Source organism: Endoryza foliicola (assembly GCF_050589245.1).
In the GTDB taxonomy this organism is placed as follows: domain Bacteria; phylum Bacteroidota; class Bacteroidia; order Chitinophagales; family Chitinophagaceae; genus Endoryza; species Endoryza foliicola.
The window spans coordinates 692009-713328 of sequence record NZ_JBOBEW010000002.1; the positions used below are offsets into that span (position 1 = coordinate 692009).

Below are 21320 nucleotides of genomic sequence, written 5' to 3' on the forward strand. Positions count from 1 at the left end.
TTTTAGATGAATACAATTAATATCAATATCAAAAATAGAAATGGTGAGACGTTGTCGGCTCACATGGTAAAGCCTTTACAAGGAGCTGTAAAGAACATCGCCATCTTTGCACACTGCTTTACCTGCTCATCAAGCCTGGCTATTGTAAAAAATATATCTAATGCACTTACAAGTAAAGACATCAGTGTTCTTAATTTTGATTTTACAGGGCTTGGCCATAGCGAAGGTGATTTTAGCGAGACAAATTTTTCCAACAATATTTCTGATATTGAAGACATCAACTCTTTTCTTACAGAAAACTATGTAGCCCCCACTATTTTAATAGGACATTCATTGGGTGGGGCTGCTGCAATAATAGCTGCCAACCGCTTACCCAATATACAAGCTGTAATAAGTATTGCGGCCCCATCTTATGCAAGGCATGTAACAAAACATTTTGGAAACCTGGAGGAAACAATTGATAAAAGAGGTTATGCAATGCTTGCTATTGGTGGCAGGCCATTTACAATTAGAAAGCAATTCATAGACGATTTAGAAACCCATCATGTGGAAGATGAAGTGGCGAGGTTAAGAAAACCATTGCTCATATTACATTCGCCACAAGACAAAATTGTAGAAATTGAAAATGCAGCATCCCTCTATCACAAAGCCAAACATCCAAAAAGCTTTATTAGCCTTGATGGTGCAGACCATTTACTTACCAATAAGGATGATGCATTTTATGTGGCAGATGTGATTGGCACCTGGGTAAAACGTTATGTTGCTATTGAAGAAAGCGCCTCATTAAACCAGAAAGATACAAATGGCGAGCAGGTACTTGTTTATCATGAAACGATGGTGCCTTACACCAATCATATCTATACATCATCGCATCATATTATTGGGGATGAGCCCATAGATTTTGGCGGCAATAATTTAGGTGTATCACCTTACGAACTATTAGTTGCTTCTATCGGCTCTTGTACTGCCCTTACCTTAAAACTATATGCACAAAGAAGCAAATGGGATTTACAGGAAGTATTCGTCTATCTCACCTATGCCAAAAAACATGCAGAAGAGATTGGGCTGGATATTGAAGAGATGGGTAAGATTGACCACATCACTAAAAAAATAAAACTGGTAGGTAATCTTACTGAAGAGCAACAATTGAAGTTAAAAGAAATTGCTTCAAAATGCCCGGTGCATAAAACAGTAAGTGGCCCGGTATATTTTACAACACATTTAATAATGGAAAATGAAAACAATTAAATTTAACAGTGCAGACAATGTGGAGGTAACAGCGGATTTATATCAGCATGAGAATAAATCTGCTCCTGTACTATTACTTTGCCACCAGGCAGGATATAGCAGGGGTGAGTATATTGAAACAGCGCCAAAATTGTTATCATTAGGATTTTCTTGTTTAGCACTTGACCAGCGAAGTGGCAACGAAGTAAATGGAGTTCAAAATCAAACTGCTCGTTTTGCACATAGCAAAAATTTCCCATTAAAGTATGTTGATGCGGTGCCAGATATTGAAGCAGGTATCCATTACTTAACACAGCAATTCCCTGCTTCTAAAAAAATCATTTTAGGCAGTTCTTATTCAGCATCGGTTGCATTAGTAATGGCTGCTAAATATGGCGATATATTTTCAGGTGCAATATCTTTTTCACCGGGAGAATATTTTGTGTACGATAAAAAAATTGTATCCGAATGGGCTGCACAAATAACAATTCCTGTATTATGTACCTCATCAAAAGGGGAAGTGCATAGTTGGGAAAAAATATTTAACGCTATACCACATGGGCTGGGTCAGCTATTTATTCCCAAAAATGAAGGACGGCATGGTAGTAAATCACTTTGGGAGGCTACACCCAACTATACAGAATATTGGCATGCGCTTACAATCTTTTTAAACAATCAATCAAATAAATAAAAATGGAAAATCTTAAAAAAGCGTACATCGCAGGTGGCTGTTTCTGGGGTATGGAAGAACTCTTCAGGGTAAGGCCGGGTATTAAGGATACCGAAGTAGGTTATATTGGCGGGCAAAACGAAAACCCTACCTACCGAAATCATCCGGGGCATGCAGAGGGTATTGAACTTACTTACGATGCATCGGTAACAAATTTCAGGGAAATATTAGATTACTTCTTTCGTATTCATAATCCCACAACGGTTAACAGGCAGGGCAATGATATTGGCTCAAGCTATCGTTCTGCTGTCTTTTTTCAGAACGATGAAGAAAAACAAACAGCGGCAGAAATAATAAAAATTGTAGATGACTCAAAGCGTTGGGAAGGCGAAGTAGTAACCACATTGGAGCCCTACTCTACTTTTTGGCCGGCAGAACCAGAGCATCAGGATTATTTGAAGAGAAGGCCTAATGGCTATACCTGCCACTTTGAACGGTTTGGAAGTTTTATTTAATTAGCGTTTTTGTATAAAAATGGATTTACTAAACAAGAATGTACACAAGCTAGCAGGGCTTCTTATTCTAATAGGTCTTACTGCTTGCAGCTTTCAAAATAACAGGGTAATTACAGCAGAAAATATGGAAAAAACAAATCCGCAAAAACAGAATATAGAACTGGGAAAAGTAAGTTGGCACAGGAATTACAAGGATGCTTTGCAAAAAAGTAAAGAAACCGGTAAGCCTGTTTTATTATTTTTTCAGGAAATACCCGGCTGTGCTACTTGCGTTAATTATGGCAGAAATGTTCTCAGCCATCCTTTGATGGTTGATTTAATTGAGAATGAATTTATACCGCTAGCCATATATAACAACCGGCCAGGTAGTGATGCGGAAATTTTAAAACTGTATAATGAACCTTCCTGGAATAATCCGGTGGCACGTTTTGTAGATGAAACGGGGAAAGACATTATTCCCAAACTGGAGGATAACTATGAGCCGGTATCAATGCTTTTTAAAATAAAGGAGACGTTGGCTAATAAAAATATCAAAGAACCGAAATATATTAACCTGCTTGAAAAGGACATTAACCTTTTGTTTGGCTATACAAAAACAAAAATTTATGAAACGCCTTGCTTTTGGTCAGGCGAAACTTCATTAGCACAGCAAAAATCGGTTATCAGTACAGAAGCTGGCTTTGTTGATTCAAAAGAAGTGGTAAAAATTGTATATGACCCAACCATAAGTACAGAAAAGGAACTTGACGAATATGCGAATCAGCAAGGGTTTTATACTATTGAATCTTCAACAGGATTCAGAACTGATAAAGACCCCCAATATTACCTGAAGCAAACAGCATTTCGTTACCTGCCGCTTTCGCCAGCACAGCGTACTAAAATAAACCAGGCAATACCATATGGTGAAAATGTAGAACAATATTTAAGCCCTACACAGTTAGGCTGGTTTAAAAATGATAAGCTGAAAGAATCGGCTGCGCCTGATAATTACACAAAGGACATTATTACCACCTGGGGTAAGCTTAATGAATCTTTACAACAAAAACAGTAGCATAAAAAATTATATAACATGGTTACATACGCAACACTTACACAAGCCATTACTGATTTGAACAAACGGGGCTTTGAATATGATTTCAATTTGCAGGAAAACAGTATTTACTGCCCGGCATTACAAAAGGCATTTGATGCAGAAAACTTTAATGTAGTGGAGTACCACCGTTTTGACGGGGATTCTAACTACGAAGATTTGGCGGAAGCTTTTGCAATAGAAACTACCTGTGGCATAAAAGGGGTGCTTACAGACAGTGCAGGCTATGCTGCAGCATTATCCCCCGCTATCATTGCCAAATTAAAATTCAGGTCATAATATTCTTGAAAATAAAATTTTAAAATAGATACTCAGTATGAAATTATTTGATTCAATAATTATTGGCTCCGGGCAGGCAGGCACTCCATTAGTTTTTTCTTTAGCAGCAAAAGGGAAAAAAGTAGCATTTATCGAAAAAAAGCAAGTAGGCGGCACCTGCCTCAATGTAGGTTGCACACCTACAAAAACCTACGTAGCATCTGCAAGAAGAATGTGGGATTTACAACATGCAGGTGATATGGGGGTAAATTTTGAAGGCAGCTTTACTGCAAATATAAATGCCATAAAAAAACGTAAAGATGACCTGATAGCAAAATCAGTTACTGGCATACGTTCAGGCTTATCAGATAATGAAAACATTACCTTCATTGAAGGGGAAGCTAAGTTTATTTCCAATTACCAGGTTGAAGTAAATGGTGAACAATTAACGGCTCAGCAAATATTTATTAATGTGGGCGGCAGGGCCATTATACCTGAAGAATACCAGGGTATGAATGTGCTTACCAATGAAAACATTTTGGACCTTACTGAATTGCCTGAACATTTAATAATAATAGGCGGCAGTTATATCGGTTTGGAGTTTGGGCAAATGTTCAGGCGTTTTGGCAGCAAGATTACCATTATTGAAAGAGGAGAAAATATTATTAGCCGGGAAGATGAGGAGGTAAGCAAAACCATTCAAACATTTATGGAAGCTGATGGTGTAGAGTTTATTTTAAATGCAACATCAATAGCCCCGGCTTATGACAGCAATACTTATACAGTAACCATAAACAATTCGCAGAAAATTAAAGGCACACATTTGCTCCTCGCTATTGGCAGGTTGCCCAATACTGATTTATTACAGTTGCAAAATACATCCCTGCAAACAGACCAAAGAGGATTTATTACTGTAAACGATTTTTGCCAAACAAGTGTAGAAGGGATTTTTGCTTTGGGCGATTGCAATGGCAAGGGTGCATTTACACATACTGCCTATAACGATTACCAGGTAGTGGAAAATTTTTTATTTGGTGATGGCAGCAGAAAAATATCTGACCGCATTATGACATATGGACTATTTGTTGACCCGCCACTCGGCAGGGCCGGAATGACGAAAAAAGATGCATTAGCCAAAGGTATTAAACTGTTAGAAGGTAAAAGAGAGATGAGTAGAATTGCAAGGGCAAAGGAAAAAGGAGAAACCTATGGCTTTATACAAGTTTTGGTAAACGCTGATACCAATAAAATTATTGGGGCATGTGTGCTGGGTACCGGTGGCGATGAGATAATAACCAGCCTTCTCAACATAATGAGTGCCGGTGTAGATTATACATTAATCAGGGATACGATGGTGCTGCACCCAACCATATCTGAATTAATACCCACAACATTAGAAAATTTAAAGGAGATAAGTTAAAATGCAATTAGAAAGAGAGATATGGATAGCTACAGGGTTAAGAACGCCTTTTGCAAAAGCAGGACAGCAATTAGCCCAATACGATAGCCTCTATTTATCCAGAGAAGTATTGAATGAAATGCACAAAAAGGAAAGCATCAACCCTGATTATGTAATATGGGGTACGGTTATACAAAATGTAAAGTACAGCAATATCGCAAGAGAAGCAGTAATGGATTCTATGCTGGATGAAAAAACTATATCATTCACTACCATCCTGGCCTGTAGCAGTTCTTTAGTTGCTGCTATACAGGCGGCATCTATGATTACAAACCATGAAATTGCAATTGCCGGAGGTGTAGAAAGCCCCAGTAATTTACAGGTTGCAGTTAATGCAAAATTTTCTGCATGGTTAAAAAAATGGAGTACTGCAAAATCTTTTTTTGCAAAACTTAAATTACTTGGCGGTATATTTTCTTTTGGCATTGACTATGTTCCGAGGGTAAACCGCAGTACCGGAAAAAGTATGGGGCAACATGCCCAAATTACCGATTACCGGCTGCATATTTCAAAACAAAAGCAGGATGAATTGGCTGTAGATAGCCATAGGAAATATTTTGCTGCAAAAGAAAAAGGGTTTTATGATGATTTGGTATTTCCAGTTAACAATATTAAAGAAGATAAGATACCCAGAAAAAACACATCGGTGCAATCCATTGCCCATTTAAAACCGGCATTTGACATTGCAGATAAAGGAACAATAACAGCAGGCAATTCATCATTATATACAGATGGCGCTGCCGGAGTATGGGTGGCTGGAAAAAATGCTGTGGGTAAATTAAGCACACCCTATAAGGCAAGATTAATTGATTGGGAAATGGCTGGTGTAAATATTGAGGAAGAAGGAATATTAATGGCTCCCACATTTGCTATACCCCGGCTGTTACATAGGCATGGGTTAAAATATGATGATATAGATATTTGGGAAATACACGAGGCATTTGCTTCACAGGTGTTGGCCACCATTCAAAACTTAGAAGATGCAACCCATCTAAAAAAAGCAGGAACAGATTTTAGTTTTGGAAAATTTCCTATGGAAAAATTAAACCCTAACGGAAGCAGCATTGCCATTGGGCACCCATTTGGTGCCACAGGTGCAAGAATACTTAGCCAGACGGTAAAGTCGCTTCATTTATTGGGCAAAGGAAAAAAAGCAGTAATAAGCGTATGTGCCGATGGGGGCCTGGGTGCTGTAGTGTTAATAGAAAATTGATTAAAGAAATAATAATGCAGGAAAATTTCAGAAAAGATGTGCTTGAAGGGTTAAGCAACAAGCCTCAAAAAAAACTATCATCAAAATATTTTTATGATGCCACAGGCGATGAACTCTTTGTAAAAATAATGGCGCTGCCGGAGTATTATCTCACCAGGGCCGAGATGGATATTTTTCAAGACAAAACCAGTGAACTCATTGCTGCAATGCAGTTAGAAAAGGAGGAAAAATATGATATTATAGAATTGGGAGCAGGAGATGGAACAAAGACAATTCACTTGTTAAGGGAGTTACAGTTACGCAAATTTAGCTTTGAGTATTATCCCGTTGATATTTCTTTAAATGCGTTAGAGGGTTTAGAAAACATGCTTTTAAAAGAGCTGCCTGAACTAAAGGTTAAGCCCATGCACATGGAATATTTTCAGTCATTGAGCAGGCTTAAACAGGATGGTAATAAAAAGATTATTTTATTCCTTGGTTCAAACATCGGGAATATGCCCGATGATGAAGCTACAGAGTTTATTTACCAGTTGGGCGCAAATATGTATCCCGGAGATAAACTTATTTTAGGTGTTGATTTAACAAAACCCAAAGAATTAATATTACCTGCGTATAATGATGCTCAGGGTATAACAGCAGCATTTAACCTTAACCTGCTGCATAGGATAAACAGGGAGTTAGATGGAAATTTTGATGTAAAGGAGTTTGAACATTACCCTGTTTATGATGAAAATGAGGGGATAGCAAAAAGCTATTTACGAAGTAAAAGGTCTCAAGAAGTAAACGTAAGCGGCCATACTTTTTTCTTTACAGAAGGAGAGCTGATACATACAGAAGTATCCAGGAAATATAACGATAGTATTATTAAAAAGATATTATCCAAAACAGATATTACCTGGGTAGAAAAAGTTACAGACAGCAACAATTTGTTTGCTGATTATATACTTCTCAGACATTAGTAATGGAAGAAATTAAGACAGGTATTTTAGGATTGGGTGCTGTTTCAACGCTGCACTACTTAAAAAGGCTTAATGAAGAGTATAGTAAAAAGAAAGGTGGATACAGTACTTTCCCTTCTATTTTAGTAAATGCTGATTTTAATAAAATCAACCCATATCTGCCCAATCAGTTTAAAAAACTTGAAGATGCACTGATGCCATACCTCAATTATTTTGAAGAGGCAGGCGTACTAAATTTGTTGATGCCCAATATCACCATACATGAGACATTGGATAAAATATTGGAACATTCAGTCTTCAGTTTTTCTATTGTACATCCGCTACAGCTAATGGCTGCTCAGTTGCTTCGTCATTCGGTAAAAGAAATATATCTTTTAGGTACAATGTATACAATGGAATCAATGTATATTGCTGATTATTTTAACAAAGCAGGTATTAGCTGCTTGTCAATTAATTCTGAAATAAAACTGATGATTGATAAGTTGAGAACTAAAGTGTATGCAGGTGAGGCAATTGATACAATAGAAACAGAAAAGTATATGACGGCCTGCTTTGGGAGTAAAAAAAAGTTAGTAATAGCATGTACTGAGCTATCTGTGCTATTCTCATTGTTTAAGTCTCTTTCTTTTTATGATATGGCTGAAGAGCAAATCAATTTTCTAATATACACAAAGCAATAAAAATGAACCTTCAGCTTTCCATTACGCAAAGTGTACTGTTGTTCCTCTTTTCCGGGGCAGTAATTTGGTATTTTAGTAACAAGCTTTCGGCTATTGTAGAATTTATTGCAGATGAGTTCAACCTGGGCGATGCTTTTGGTGGTACTATAATGCTTGCCATTGTCACAAACCTTCCCGAAATTGTTATTGTAGTTATAGGTGTTCAAAAAGGTGATACATCATTAGCCTTAGGGAATATTTTGGGTGGCATTGCGATACAGACTGTGTTGCTTGTTTTGTTTGATTTTGCTTCAAGAAAGAATGAAGATAAGCCGCTGTCAACACTTACATCAAACAGAAACTCTATTGCTCAGGGTCTTTTCTTATGTGCTATTTTAGCATTGGTTATTATGGGGTCACGGTTTGATGAAAAATTTGTTATGCAGAATGTCTCCCCTATTGAAGCAATGATATTAGGCTCCTGGATATTAAGCCTTTTCGTTATTAAACAGTGTGAAGCACAAAAGATGCTGCCCAAAATCGAATGTGAAATGATTCATAGAACAAAGCTGACAAAGAAAAGTGCTTTAATACAACTTATAATTGTTGCTCTAATTATTCTGTTTTTTGGTGTACTACTTGCTAATACAGGTGAAAAAATTGCTGCTCATTATAATATATCCGGAGTTGTATTTGGGGCCACCATACTCTCATTAATTACGGCAACACCTGAAATATCAGGTGGCCTGGCTTTTGTAAAACATAAAAGATATCCGCCACTTATCAGTGATATTTTTGGGGGTAATTCTTTTTTGCCTACATTGTTTTTTGTGGCTAATATTTTGGCCGGGAGGTCCATCTTAACAGATGCTCATAATTCAGATATTTATCTAACCTCTCTGTCCATAGTGCTTACGGCAGTTTATCTGCTGGGTATGATAATTCAATCCCCAAAACGAAAATGGGGAATGGGAATTGATTCCTGGATTGCTGTGCTTATTTATATTGGGGGAGTAATCGGATTGTTGTTAATATAAAAATTTAAATATGTTTTGTAAATAACATATCTTCAATGTGATATTAAAAAAATGTCCAATGTTTAAAGTTTATCAATATTTGTAAGATTATAATGACTTTATTAATTTCTGTATCGTTAAATAATTATGTCTTTATTTTATGTTGTAAACTATAATTTAATTTGTTCAAATCTGTAAAAAAATTGTTCGAAATTTGTCTTATTGCCCCGACCTGATCAAAGGCTGTCTCAAAAAGGCAGCCTTTCTTTTTTGCTCCGTTGCATCATTTAAAATGAGCTAGTTCCCAAACATATTTTCAAAAATCATCGCACTGAATGTATGGGGTGTCTCGTCTCAGACGAGACTGGTTCGAATCCAGTCCACCCGACCTGATCAAAAGGCTGTCTTAAAAGGCAGCCTTTTGTTTTTTAAATGAACTTCAAGCTTTTGGATATCTTCTTCTTTCTGATTTAATTATTGAAATAGACTTGTATGGGGTGTCTCGTCTCAGACGAGACTGGTTCGAATCCAGTGCTTCAAATTTGACTCAAAAATTAATTTTCCAGTTCGTTCGTATTAGAATTGTTTTTAATTGATTACAAATAACTTGTAACAATCCACTCGCAATATCATAAGTGTAACTATTATTTTTTTGAAAACAATTTACTAGTTGAAATTAAGTGTATCTAGTTATTGTTATTGAAAACATCAGTACAGTGTTCGATTGTGGTATCTATTAAATTGGAAATCAGAATATTGATATATATCAAAGGCGAAATAATGACAGATGAGTCTCGTTTTGAATCAGACCGATAATTCAAACCTCATCTAAAAATGAAAAGAAAACTAACCTTGATGTCTATACTAATAGTAGCTAGTATAGCTGTTCACGCTCAAACTCAATTTTGGAGCGACACTTTTGAGGACGCAGGCGCCCCATCTTCTGGAACTAGAACACCATCTGTAAACAATTCAAGTGGCGGACCTCCTGCCACTAGGTATTTTTGGAGATGCGCCACTTCAAATATTTCACTGGTGAACGTGTATACGAATATTCAAGGCTCGAAATTTTGGGCCGGTGAAGCTCAACAATTAAGTCCTGTGGTTCAATCCTCTGCACAATCAGTAACATGGACTGGAATTAATATTTCAGGGAAATCAGGAATGAGCTTTGCCGGCATGTTTGCAAGCGGGCCAGCAAACTTTGATATCCCCCCATCCTCCCCTGTCACAGATTATGTAATTGTTGAATATAGAATAGACGGTGGAGCTTGGACTCATGGCTTACGTTTTTTCCCATACAATCCAACCATTGCAACTTACTTATCATTAGAAACTACTGGAGATTCAGTTGGAGAAGGTGTCACACTTATTAATTCAGCAAATTTCACTCAGTTTACATTCAATATTTCAGGAACAGGAACTACAATGGATCTGAGGCTGAAGGCACATGTGAACGGAACGTCCGAAGAGTGGGCGGCCGATAACTTCCGACTTTTTTATTCATCTTTAATTCCCGTTAAATTATTAAGTTTTGATATTGAATCTAAATTGGACGCCAACAAATTGATCTGGGAAACTGCTACTGAGCAGAATACCAGCCATTTTGAAGTGGAACGAAGTAGTGACGGTATCAACTATAGTAGAATTGGAATTGTGCCGGCTAAAGGGAATAGTTTTACGAAGGAACAATACAGTTACACCGATAAATCTGCGACAGGAAAATGCTTTTATCGTTTGAAAACTGTGGATGTTGATAATCATTCGGAATATTCAAAAGTATTGTTTGCTCGCTCAGAGGCGGAGAACATATTGAAATTGTACCCGAATCCAATGTCATCAGGCAATTTTACAATTCAATCGAATTTGCTAGAATCCGGTAAATCGATCGTCAAGATGTACGATCAATTTGGTAAGAAAATTCCGATAAAAATTGAGGGTACTGGTTCAATTCGATATTGTAGTACTTATGCGCTCGCTAAAGGTATTTATTATATTGAAGTTGAAAAAGATGGAAATACAGTTACAAAAATACTGTTGAAGAATTAATAATGATTCATAACTGATTGAAAAGGGCCGTTTAAAACGGCCCTTTCTTTTTGAATAACATATAAACAACATAATATTTATTTCACTACAACAACTTCAATCTACATTAGCGGTCGAATAGTATGACCAGCAAAATCATTTTCTTTTTCATTGGTGCATTTGGGTTTCAATCTATCAATGCACAACTCAATCAAGATTCGTCCGAAAAATGGAACCTTCATTTTCAAGTGACCGGAATCAGCCAATCACATTCTGGGTTTAATGCAAAATACTCAGGCCCCAATAGTCTAATTTCTAGTCGGGAAAATGGTAAACTATCACTTACTTCTACCCTCTTCACCGGATTAAAATTATCAGCACGTACCGCGTTTTATGCCGATATGGAAATTGCAGGTGGTCAGGGTTTAAGTGCTGCAAAAGGGATTGCAGGTTTTACCAATGGCGAAACTTTTCGCATTGGTACTACGGCACCTGTTCTTTACATGGCTCGTTATTACCTTAAACACGTCATCCCCCTGGGCCACACTGAATACAATCAAGTGGAATCAGATCAACATCAGTTGGCGTCAAAAATTCCCGATAGAAGAATTGAAATCATGTTTGGCAAAGGTTGTTTATCCGATTATTTTGATTTGAACTCTTATAGCCATGATCCAAGAACCCAATTCATGAACTGGAGCTTGATGAGCAATGCGGCATGGGACTATCCGGCTGATACCAGAGGCTATACAAAAGGATTGGTGTTAGGTTTATTTCTACCGCTTTGGGAACTTCGATTTTCATCAACAATGGTACCGGCAAAGGCCAATGGTTTGAAGTTGGATTCTAAGATAACAAAAGCACATTCGGAAGCAATTGAATATACTCGATATTTCAATACATCGAAAACAACTATTGTCAGACTCTTGGCTTTTAGAACAAATTCACAAGCGCCAACCTATGAGTATGCAATTCAGCAAGGTTTATTAGGGGATACTGTTCCAGAGCAGGTTATCAGCGGACAATATGAGTGGAAAAGATACGGCGGGTTGAAATATGGAATCGCGGCAAATATGGAAACAAAATTGATCGCTACTATCGGATATTTTGCTAAGGCAAGTTGGAATGATGGCAAATCTGCAACCTGGGCCTTTACTGAAATTGATAATTCTGTTTCCATGGGTGTGTTGATAGAAGGTACGAATTGGAAACGAAAAAACGATCGCTTAGGATTTGCAATCGTTTCGAACGGAATCTCAAGTGATCACCAATTGTATTTAAAGAATGGAAATTTGGGATTTATGATAGGCGATGGCAACTTGAACTATAGACGTGAGTCTATTCTGGAATCATTCTATTCTGCAAAATTGAATCAGTTTTTGGCAGCCAGTCTAGATTATCAGTATGTAGTAAACCCTGGTTACAACAAAGATCGTGGAAGGGTTCATGTGTGGGCAATTCGTGGGCATATTGCCTTATAATATTCAATGGAGATTTGTAGTTTCGAAAAAAAACTGCAAATGACAACATATGGTATTGTTCCGGGTCTTGGAAACTCTGGTGAACTTCATTGGCAAACGTATTTTGAAGAACAAGGAGATCATTTCATAAGAATCGTACAAAGCGAATGGGATGCTCCTGAATGTACTGACTGGGTTGAAACAATACAAAGCTTTGTAAAGAAATGTAACAGTACTGATATTGTGCTTATTGGCCATAGTCTTGGATGCGTAACTATTGCGAAATGGGCTGAAAAATATACAATTCCTATAAAAGGTGCCTTACTGGTTGCTCCTAGTGATATAGAAAACCCGGTGTATCAATTCCCGGCCAAGGGCTTTACTCCAATACCGTTAAACAGGTTAGCATTTAAATCAATAGTTGTTGCAAGTGAAAACGATCCTTGGGTTTCAATGGAAAGAGCTCAATTTTTCGCCGATCAATGGGGAGCTGAACTAATAAATATAGGAATGGGTGGGCACATAAATGCAGTATCAGGCCATCATAAATGGGATTTCGGTCTAAACTTACTCGATCGATTTTAAAAAGAAAAGGCTATCAAATTTGATAGCCTTTTAAGTAATCCGAAAAATTATCCAACTATAATTTAATGAGTGTTTTAACCACTTTTCTCAAACCTTGTTCTATTGATGCAACATAAGTTCCTTTGGGCAAATTTCTACCAATTACTGCAGTAGAACTAGCAGACAGGTTTAAGATTCTTTCAACTTGTTTTCCATTCATATCAAATACACGTACTGATACAGGGAAATTCAATCCGCTACTGATTTTCAACGTAAATTGACGTGTTGATGGATTAGGCATCACAATTACCGTTAGTGGAGGTAACTGATCCACCGGAGTCGCTGCTTTTACAACCACCGTTACTTCATCAGAAGCAGTAGCTCCCTTGTTATCAGTAACCGTCAGTTTAAAAGTATAGGTTCCTTCTACCAGTGCTGTTACAGAAGTAGAAACACTGCTGGGACTTGCAATATTTGCAGACGCAGGGCCACTTACTTTTTCCCATTTGAAACCGGTGATGGTTCCATCACTGTCTGTTGAGTTAACACCACTCAATGAAATTGTGTTAACCGGCAAAGTAATGGTTGCATCAGAGCCTGCATTTGCAACAGGTCCATTATTCCCTGGTATTTGCGCATTAACGGTTACAGTAACATCATCAGTGGTTGAGGCATTGGCATTATCTGTAACCTTTAGTCTGAAGACATAAGTACCTTGAACCAGTCCCGTGATCGCCGTTGTAGCGGCAGATGGGCTTGCAATTGTAAAACTAGTAGGGCCACTCACTTTTGTCCACAGATAGGTTAATGAACCTCCATCAGGATCCTTTGAAAGCGAACCATTCAAATTAGCTGAATTGGTAGGCAGAGTGATGATGATATCAGATCCTGCATTTGCAACAGGAGGCTGATTGGTGGCAACCGCTGCTTTCACTGTAACGGTCACATCGTCTTCACTATAAGCGCCCGCATTATCAGTTACACGTAATCTAAACACATAAGTTCCTTGAACTAAACCTGTAATAGCTGAAGTTGCGGCATTAGGACTAGCAATAGTAAATGAAGTAGGTCCACTCACTTTTGTCCATAAATAAGAGGCAATTGAACCATCAGCATCGGAAGAAGCGGTTCCTACTAATGTAGTACTGCTGGTTGGTAGCGTAATTGTGATATCTACTCCGGCATTTGCAACAGGAGGGATATTCGAAGCTGGTGCCGCCAAAACTGTAACAGTTACATCATCTTCGTTGGTAGCACCTTTATTGTCGGTTACTTTAATACGGAACACATAAGTTCCTTGTACCAAACCGGTTAAGGCCGTTGATGCACTGGTGGCATTCGCAATTGTAAAACTAGCTGGGCCACTTATTTTGGTCCAAGAATAAGAAGCGATTGTTCCATCTGTATCTACTGATCCACTACCATTCAAAGTAGTACTACTAATTGGAAGAGCTATGGTAATATCGTTTCCGGCGTTTGCTACCGGTGCCTGATTAATTGGGTTTGGAGTAATAACAGCATCAGTGTACAATTGACTTTGCGGAACATATTCAGCAATGGGCATACTTGGACATTTCCAAATCAAACCTGCACCGGTTCCACCTTCAGTGTTGAAATATTCCACCGTAATTGGATACTTCTGACCGGCTACCAAGGCAATTGGTGTACAAGGAAAGCTATCGGGATAGTGCTCTATCCAACTATCTAGAATTTTTACATTGTTGATCCAAATGCGATGACCACCTCCGGAAGAGAATGAAAACTGATAGGTTTCCGAATACTGAGCTTGAATATATCCGGTCCATCTAACTGAGTATACTTGTCCGGTAATAGCATAGTGCACACCGGTACTCCATTCACTAAAACTAATGTTCGAGTCAATTCTGGAGAATGCCGGATTTGTAAAATTCGCGCTGTTAAAATATTCTGCTAAAAGCCCTTTTCCTGTTCCCCATAAAGAAGCGGCAAAAGGCGCAATATTTGATTGACCGTTATTATCAATTTTATAGGCTTGACCACTTAGTGGTTGAACACGAATAGTTTCGCCTACTACAGCCTCTGGTGCTAGTATTAGAGCCCCTTGAAGCGTACAATTAATTACATCAATAGAGTGAATTTCTGGTGCTACTGAATCGTAAATGGCAGCTTTTTTACAATTTCTAATGTTGCAATTGATCATGATGATGGGACGATCTCCTGCCAACGGACTGTGAATTACTTCTACTCCATTGTCAATAATATTTGCTCCATCAATAACCATGTTTTCAATTCGAACACGGTTTGAGTTTACTGAGGCGGCTTTGATTTGCAATTGATTTCCATACAGTGTACCACCGTTATAGGTGTAACTGTTGGCATAAGCGCCATGGAAAATTCCCATTTCATTGTGATAACCAATAAAATCTTCAATGATGTGGTTTCTGGTTGAATTCTGCCAAACTCTCAATCCACAAGCATTGTTGTGCGACATATTGCCTCGGTGAATCCATACACCTTCATTAATTACAGCTTCCCAGTTATACGCACCACCATCTGCAAAATCTCCCATACCACCGGCAATTACTACGTTGTTTTGACAAATATTGCCATCGCCTGTATTCAATGCAAAACCACTAGAAGAGAATGTTGGTGCATCTTCCGCATTCATGTTCAATGAACCTGGTACGTAGTTGCAAAGCGCTACCACGTTATGGTCGTATGTGATATCATTTGCTGGCTCTCCTGGCTCATACCAAAAGGCAGTTTCTAATGTATTATAAGTGATGTTATCTATGAATTTGATACCATGCGATAAGTGCGGAACAAAACTGTGAGAGTTATTATCACGAATAACAACACCTTCCACAACTGTACCTCTTGATGAGTTACCGCAAGTTTCAAAATGCAATCCGTATCTACCTTTTACTAATTCTTTGATACCATCGCCACTTCTGTCTTTTCGGGGGCCGAAATAACGAATACCTATATATTTAATATTTTGTACTGAGGTAGAATTGATCAAAAGATGTGCTCTTCCTGTTGAAGTACCTTCTAAGCGAACATTACGAGTTAAATTCAATACCTCTGCAGTCCATAAACCATTCACCATTGGGTGAGGCCTACTGGTAGGAGTATTCAAAGTTAAAGTAGTATCAGTTACTTGAGTGATGGTTCTTAGATCAAACCCTGTAGCATAACCCGCTACAGTAGGTGCTTCTGTTGGAGTGATACTGATTTCATCACCAGCTAACCAACCCTGAGAATTCTCAATTGTAACGGTAGTTGCTCCACTAACAATGGCTCCTGTTGCACGAGACCAAGCATTTTTTGCAGAGCCTACTAGATCTAATTTGCCGGCCCCTGTTACCCACAAGCCAATATCGGTACTGGCAACCGTAATTGTACTACCTACGAACGCATTTTCATTGATGTTGGTAAAGCGAATTGTTTGAACAATTGCAGATGTAGGGGGACGCATTTCTAACGTACCTTCTACTACTATATTCGCTGTTGATTGTAAAAGAGTAGATTTTGTTGCATCAAAACTAAGTTTACCTCCTGAATTAATTGTAACACCGGCTACCGTTGTTGTAGCAAGATCATACACTACTGTATGGCCAGCTGCGATAGTTGGTGTGTCTGTAGCCGCCGGAACTTTACCACCCCATGTAGCAGCATCAGACCAGTTTCCTGATTTTACGCTAACCAATGCGGCCGTAACTCCTGTTACAGAAAATGGCGCACTAAATTTTGATGAAGATTTTTGAACTGATTTAGCCAGAATAGGACTGGCAATCGCCACGCCGGTAGCTGTTAACGACGTGTCGCGCAGAAAGCGACGTCTGTTTGAAGTTTTCATACAGGATAGCTTGGATTTAGGTACGGAATCGGATTACTTAACTCTTTTGTAACAAATTTGGTGCCTGTTTTTGCCCCAGATACGATGATTTTCATTTCTCACAGGATTTCAAACATTCACGACATTGCAAAACGATTTTATCACCACTTTAGTGTTTATACTTAAAGAAAAATCTTACATGCTTGAATGTCAGTGAAGTAGGTTAAAAAATACTTCTTACAAATACAACTACAGGTTTAAGAGAGGGCGGGTGCAATGACCTAATGATAAGAGGTATTATTCGTATTCATAACAAAAATTGGATTTTAAATTGAACTAATCAGATAACAGCCTTTTCCAAAGAAAACTTTATGCCAAAAATATATTTCGTTAAAAAAATCTATTTCGAGTTTTCCACATCTGTTACTATCGAATCAATACAAATCCACCTTGATGCGAGTATGCTTTTCCGGAAGCAACATCTTTATATACAACAATGTAAACGTAAGCACCTGTGGGCTGCAGTATACCATTGATTCTACCATCCCAACCCCGCGCAGGATCTGTAGTCTCAAATACTTTTTGCCCCCATCGATTGTATAATGACATTTTAAAATCTGAAATTAATTGTCGATTCAACACTTTAAATACACTGTTGGTCGATTTGCCGGGTGTAAAGGCATTTGGGATCCTTAAAATACAAGCCCCTTTCCCAATTACAATTGAATCCTCTCCTACCCCGCATTCGTTGGTAATCGTTACTTTGTATAATCCAATTTGACTGACTTGGTATGTGGGCGTACTCGCACCGTCTTGCCACAAATAAGTACCATCAGTGAACTTAGGGTTTAATACGATAAGTTCCCCGGGACAAATCTCAAGGTCAGGTCCCAGATTTGGTGTAGGAGTCTTTTTGGCAACTACTACTAATGTATCTGCCGCTTCACAACCCTCTTTACTAATTTTTACATGAAATCTGCCAGACTTGTTGAATGTATACCTTGGAGAGGTGTTTCCATCTTGCCAAAGATATAGATCCCCAATTCCGGAAAGATCTATAGTATATGATGCATTGTCGCAAAGTATCGTATCATTACCCAAGCTAAAATGTGGTTTGGGCTTTACTGTAACTTGAATTGAATCTCTAAAAGAACATCCAAGGTTAGAACTTACTTCTAGCCAATAAATTCCACTTGTATTGACCGTAATTTGTTGTAAGGAACTACCAGTATTCCAAAGATAACTCCCGGTTACGCTTGTATTGAGATTTACAGATTCACCTTCACAAATAGTTTTGTCTACGCCTAAATTGAAGATAGGTGTTGGATTAATAGTGATATTAATTGTATCAACTTTTGAACATCCATTGACTGTTGCCTGGAGCCAATAACTACCAGAATTTCCGACTGTCAAAAATGGAGTTGTTTCACCAGAGCTCCAAAGGAATTGATCTGCTGGAATATTTGAAAAGATTGAGATAGGGGCTTCCGAAGAACAGATCATTTTATCTGCACCCAAATTAAGTAAGGGCTTCGGCTTCACTGTAATAAAAATGGAATCTCGATAACTGCAACCTGTTGTATTCAGCACTTCACACCAATACCAACCGGTACTTTGAGCAACAATGGTTGAAGTGTTTTCACCGGTATTCCAGAGATAACTAAAAGCATTTATTGATGAATTCAATTGAACTGAACTTCCTTCACAGATGCTTGTATCGTTTCCTAATGAGAAAGTAGGAACCGGATTAATAGTAACATTGATTGAATCTCTATTTGAGCAGCCATTCAAGGTAGCCTGCATCCAATAAAGACCAGTTGAAGTAATAGAGATACTATCTGAGGTTGCCCCGTTACTCCACAAGTAACTAGCGCCGTTTATTGTTTGTCCAATTTGAAATGGAATTAAATTCTCGCATCGGAAAATATCGGCTCCTAGATTAACGATTGGTTTCGGCTTAACGAAGACTTGGATACTGTCTGTGTAAGTACACCCAAATTGATTGGAAACCTTACACCAATACAATCCAGCTGCTGAGACATTAATAAAAGACTGAGTACTTCCGGTATTCCATAGATACGAATTGGCAGAAATAGGTACATTGAGAGATACAAGCTGCCCTTCACAAATACTAGTATCAGCACCAAAACTATAAGTAGGAACCGGATTAATAGTAACATTGATTGAATCTCTTCTCGAACAACCATTGATGGTAGCTTCAAGCCAGTACAATCCAGTATTAGTTATAGAGATTGAATCACTTGTTTCCATCGTACTCCAATTATAGGTAGCGCCTGCAATGGTTTGTCCAATCCTCAAAGGAGCAGCATCGTTACAGATAATGACATCAGCACCAAGATTAACTACCGGCTTTGGACGCACTTGCACATGGATGGTATCGGTATAGGTACATCCAAAAGCATTGGTCACTTTACACCAGAAGGTTCCGGTGGTATCGGTAGTGATAAAGGCAGCGGTTGCTCCTGTACTCCAAAGATAGCTAGTACCAACAACACCTGGATTGAGTGTAACGATAGCCTCTTCACACACACTGGTATCAGCACCAAAACTATAAGTTGGAACAGGATTGATGGTAACGTTAATTGAATCTCTTCTTGAACAACCATTGATGGTGGCTTCAAGCCAGTACAATCCAGTATTAGTTATGGAGATTGAATCACTTGTTTCCATCGTGCTCCAAATATAAGATGCGCCTGCAATGGTTTGTCCAATCCTTAGTGGAGCAGCATCGTTACAGATGATGACATCGGCACCAAGATTAACCACTGGTTTGGGTCTTACCTGCACATTAATGGTATCAGTATAATTACAACCAAAAGCATTGGTCACTTTACACCAGAAAGTTCCTGTGGTATCGGTGGTAATGAAGGCAGCAGTTGCTCCCGTACTCCAGAGATAGCTGGTACCAACAACACCTGGATTGAGTGTAACGATTGTCTCTTCACACACACTGGTATCAGCACCAAAACTATAAGTAGGAACAGGATTGATGGTCACATTAATCGAGTCTCTTCTCGAACAACCATTGATGGTAGCTTCAAGCCAATAGAGGTCGCTCACAACAACTTGAATGCTGTCGGTGGTAGCGGCTGTACTCCAGAAATAGGTTGCTCCAGAAATAGTTTGACCGATTCGTAACGGTGCAGCATCATTACAGATGACGATATCGGCACCAAGATTAACCACCGGTTTGGGTCTTACCTGCACATTAATGGTATCAGTATAAGTACATCCAAAAGCGTTGGTTACTTTACACCAGAAAGTTCCGCTGGTATCGGTGGTAATGAAGGCAGCAGTTGCTCCCGTACTCCACAGATAGCTCGTTCCTACAACACCTGGATTGAGTGTAACGATCGTCTCTTCACACACACTGGTATCAGCACCAAAACTATAAGTTGGAACAGGATTAATGGTAACGTTAATTGAATCTCTTCTTGAACAACCATTGATGGTAGCTTCAAGCCAGTACAATCCAGTATTAGTTATAGAGATTGAATCACTTGTTTCCATCGTACTCCAATTATAAGTAGCTCCTGCAATGGTTTGTCCAATCCTTAGTGGAGCAGCATCGTTACAGATGATGACATCGGCACCAAGATTAACCACCGGTTTGGGTCTTACCTGCACATTAATGGTATCAGTATAAGTACATCCAAAAGCGTTGGTTACTTTACACCAGAAAGTTCCGCTGGTATCGGTGGTAATGAAGGCAGCAGTTGCTCCCGTACTCCACAGATAGCTCGTTCCTACAACACCTGGATTGAGTGTAACGATCGTCTCTTCACACACACTGGTATCAGCACCAAAACTATAAGTTGGAACAGGATTGATGGTAACGTTAATTGAATCTCTTCTTGAACAACCATTGATGGTAGCTTCAAGCCAGTACAATCCAGTATTAGTTATAGAGATTGAATCACTTGTTTCCATCGTACTCCAATTATAAGTAGCTCCTGCAATGGTTTGTCCAATCCTTAGTGGAGCAGCATCGTTACAGATGATGACATCGGTTCCAAGATTAACCACCGGTTTGGGTCTTACCTGCACATTAATGGTATCAGTATAAGTACATCCAAAAGCGTTGGTTACTTTACACCAGAAAGTTCCGGTAGTATCGGTGGTGATGAAAGTCGAAGTTGCTCCTGTACTCCACAGATAACTCGTTCCTACAACACCTGGATTAAGTGTAACGATCGTCTCTTCACATACACTTGTATCAGCGCCAAAACTATAAGTCGGAACCGGATTGATGGTAACATTGATTGAGTCTCTTCTTGAACAACCATTGATGGTAGCTTCAAGCCAGTACAATCCAGTATTAGTTATAGAGATTGAATCACTTGTTTCCATCGTACTCCAATTAT

15 protein-coding genes are annotated in these 21320 nt (G+C 38.6%); 13 read left to right on the top strand and 2 right to left on the bottom strand.

The genetic code is table 11. From position 1 onward, the window contains the following. The first annotated feature begins 6 nt into the window (after positions 1–6). From ACQ2HE_RS07285 to ACQ2HE_RS07345, 13 genes are all read left to right on the top strand, one after another. Complete coding sequence (locus ACQ2HE_RS07285; protein WP_407520922.1) at positions 7–1248, top strand: bifunctional alpha/beta hydrolase/OsmC family protein; 1242 nt, start codon at positions 7–9, stop codon at positions 1246–1248. Next, positions 1235–1918 carry an alpha/beta hydrolase gene (locus tag ACQ2HE_RS07290; protein ID WP_407520924.1) on the top strand — a complete coding sequence of 228 codons (684 nt, stop codon included), beginning with the start codon at positions 1235–1237 and terminating at the stop codon, positions 1916–1918. Before ACQ2HE_RS07285 ends, ACQ2HE_RS07290 begins: the two co-directional genes overlap by 14 nt. Positions 1919–1920: 2 nt before the next feature. Beyond that, entirely contained in the window at positions 1921–2412 is a 492-nt protein-coding gene (gene msrA, locus ACQ2HE_RS07295; protein ID WP_407520926.1) for a peptide-methionine (S)-S-oxide reductase MsrA, read from the top strand. A gap of 19 nt (positions 2413–2431) precedes the next feature. Beyond that, the gene (locus ACQ2HE_RS07300) at positions 2432–3463 is read left to right on the top strand and encodes a VPGUxxT family thioredoxin-like (seleno)protein, type 2 (protein ID WP_430897027.1); all 1032 of its coding nucleotides are present in this window, start codon (positions 2432–2434) and stop codon (positions 3461–3463) included. Positions 3464–3481: 18 nt separating this feature from the next. Continuing rightward, positions 3482–3781 (top strand): phosphoribosylpyrophosphate synthetase, encoded by a 300-nt coding sequence (locus ACQ2HE_RS07305; protein WP_407520930.1) that lies wholly within the window; start codon positions 3482–3484, stop codon positions 3779–3781. Positions 3782–3818: 37 nt separating this feature from the next. Beyond that, positions 3819–5180, top strand: a complete 1362-nt coding sequence (locus ACQ2HE_RS07310) for a mercuric reductase (protein WP_407520932.1) — start codon at positions 3819–3821, stop codon at positions 5178–5180. A gap of 1 nt (position 5181) precedes the next feature. Further along, positions 5182–6432, top strand: coding sequence for an acetyl-CoA C-acyltransferase (locus tag ACQ2HE_RS07315; protein ID WP_407520934.1), 1251 nt, complete (start codon positions 5182–5184; stop codon positions 6430–6432). Continuing rightward, the gene (gene egtD / locus ACQ2HE_RS07320; RefSeq protein ID WP_407520936.1) at positions 6429–7391 is read left to right on the top strand and encodes an L-histidine N(alpha)-methyltransferase; all 963 of its coding nucleotides are present in this window, start codon (positions 6429–6431) and stop codon (positions 7389–7391) included. Before ACQ2HE_RS07315 ends, egtD begins: the two co-directional genes overlap by 4 nt. Positions 7392–7393: 2 nt before the next feature. Further along, positions 7394–8071, top strand: coding sequence for an aspartate/glutamate racemase family protein (locus tag ACQ2HE_RS07325; protein ID WP_407520938.1), 678 nt, complete (start codon positions 7394–7396; stop codon positions 8069–8071). Positions 8072–8073: 2 nt separating this feature from the next. Next, positions 8074–9087 carry a sodium:calcium antiporter gene (locus ACQ2HE_RS07330; protein WP_407520940.1) on the top strand — a complete coding sequence of 338 codons (1014 nt, stop codon included), beginning with the start codon at positions 8074–8076 and terminating at the stop codon, positions 9085–9087. An 813-nt stretch (positions 9088–9900) separates the two neighbouring features. Then, on the top strand, positions 9901–11115 hold the full coding sequence (locus ACQ2HE_RS07335; protein ID WP_430897022.1) for a T9SS type A sorting domain-containing protein: 1215 nt from the start codon (positions 9901–9903) through the stop codon (positions 11113–11115). 122 nt (positions 11116–11237) lie between these two features. After that, complete coding sequence (locus tag ACQ2HE_RS07340) at positions 11238–12575, top strand: carbohydrate porin (protein WP_430897020.1); 1338 nt, start codon at positions 11238–11240, stop codon at positions 12573–12575. Positions 12576–12614: 39 nt separating this feature from the next. Next, entirely contained in the window at positions 12615–13139 is a 525-nt protein-coding gene (locus tag ACQ2HE_RS07345) for an RBBP9/YdeN family alpha/beta hydrolase (protein WP_430897018.1), read from the top strand. A 55-nt stretch (positions 13140–13194) separates the two neighbouring features. Here ACQ2HE_RS07345 and ACQ2HE_RS07350 read toward each other — a convergent pair whose 3' ends face one another. Next, positions 13195–16956: a PKD domain-containing protein gene (locus ACQ2HE_RS07350; protein WP_430897016.1), complete on the bottom strand. Its 3762-nt coding sequence runs from the start codon at positions 16954–16956 to the stop codon at positions 13195–13197. A 405-nt stretch (positions 16957–17361) separates the two neighbouring features. Beyond that, positions 17362–21306, bottom strand: a complete 3945-nt coding sequence (locus ACQ2HE_RS07355) for a gliding motility-associated C-terminal domain-containing protein (RefSeq protein WP_430902431.1) — start codon at positions 21304–21306, stop codon at positions 17362–17364. Positions 21307–21320: the final 14 nt, after the last annotated feature.

Bases quoted from the DNA above. Each gene is read 5' to 3' on its own strand.
- ACQ2HE_RS07285 (WP_407520922.1), top strand. From the start codon at position 7: ATGAATACAATTAATATCAATATCAAAAATAGAAATGGTGAGACGTTG.
- ACQ2HE_RS07290 (WP_407520924.1), top strand. From the start codon at position 1,235: ATGAAAACAATTAAATTTAACAGTGCAGACAATGTGGAGGTAACAGCG.
- msrA (WP_407520926.1), top strand. From the start codon at position 1,921: ATGGAAAATCTTAAAAAAGCGTACATCGCAGGTGGCTGTTTCTGGGGT.
- ACQ2HE_RS07300 (WP_430897027.1), top strand. From the start codon at position 2,432: ATGGATTTACTAAACAAGAATGTACACAAGCTAGCAGGGCTTCTTATT.
- ACQ2HE_RS07305 (WP_407520930.1), top strand. From the start codon at position 3,482: ATGGTTACATACGCAACACTTACACAAGCCATTACTGATTTGAACAAA.
- ACQ2HE_RS07310 (WP_407520932.1), top strand. From the start codon at position 3,819: ATGAAATTATTTGATTCAATAATTATTGGCTCCGGGCAGGCAGGCACT.
- ACQ2HE_RS07315 (WP_407520934.1), top strand. From the start codon at position 5,182: ATGCAATTAGAAAGAGAGATATGGATAGCTACAGGGTTAAGAACGCCT.
- ACQ2HE_RS07325 (WP_407520938.1), top strand. From the start codon at position 7,394: ATGGAAGAAATTAAGACAGGTATTTTAGGATTGGGTGCTGTTTCAACG.
- ACQ2HE_RS07330 (WP_407520940.1), top strand. From the start codon at position 8,074: ATGAACCTTCAGCTTTCCATTACGCAAAGTGTACTGTTGTTCCTCTTT.
- ACQ2HE_RS07335 (WP_430897022.1), top strand. From the start codon at position 9,901: ATGAAAAGAAAACTAACCTTGATGTCTATACTAATAGTAGCTAGTATA.
- ACQ2HE_RS07340 (WP_430897020.1), top strand. From the start codon at position 11,238: ATGACCAGCAAAATCATTTTCTTTTTCATTGGTGCATTTGGGTTTCAA.
- ACQ2HE_RS07345 (WP_430897018.1), top strand. From the start codon at position 12,615: ATGACAACATATGGTATTGTTCCGGGTCTTGGAAACTCTGGTGAACTT.
- ACQ2HE_RS07350 (WP_430897016.1), bottom strand. From the start codon at position 16,956: ATGAAAACTTCAAACAGACGTCGCTTTCTGCGCGACACGTCGTTAACA.
- ACQ2HE_RS07355 (WP_430902431.1), bottom strand. From the start codon at position 21,306: ATGGAAACAAGTGATTCAATCTCTATAACTAATACTGGATTGTACTGG.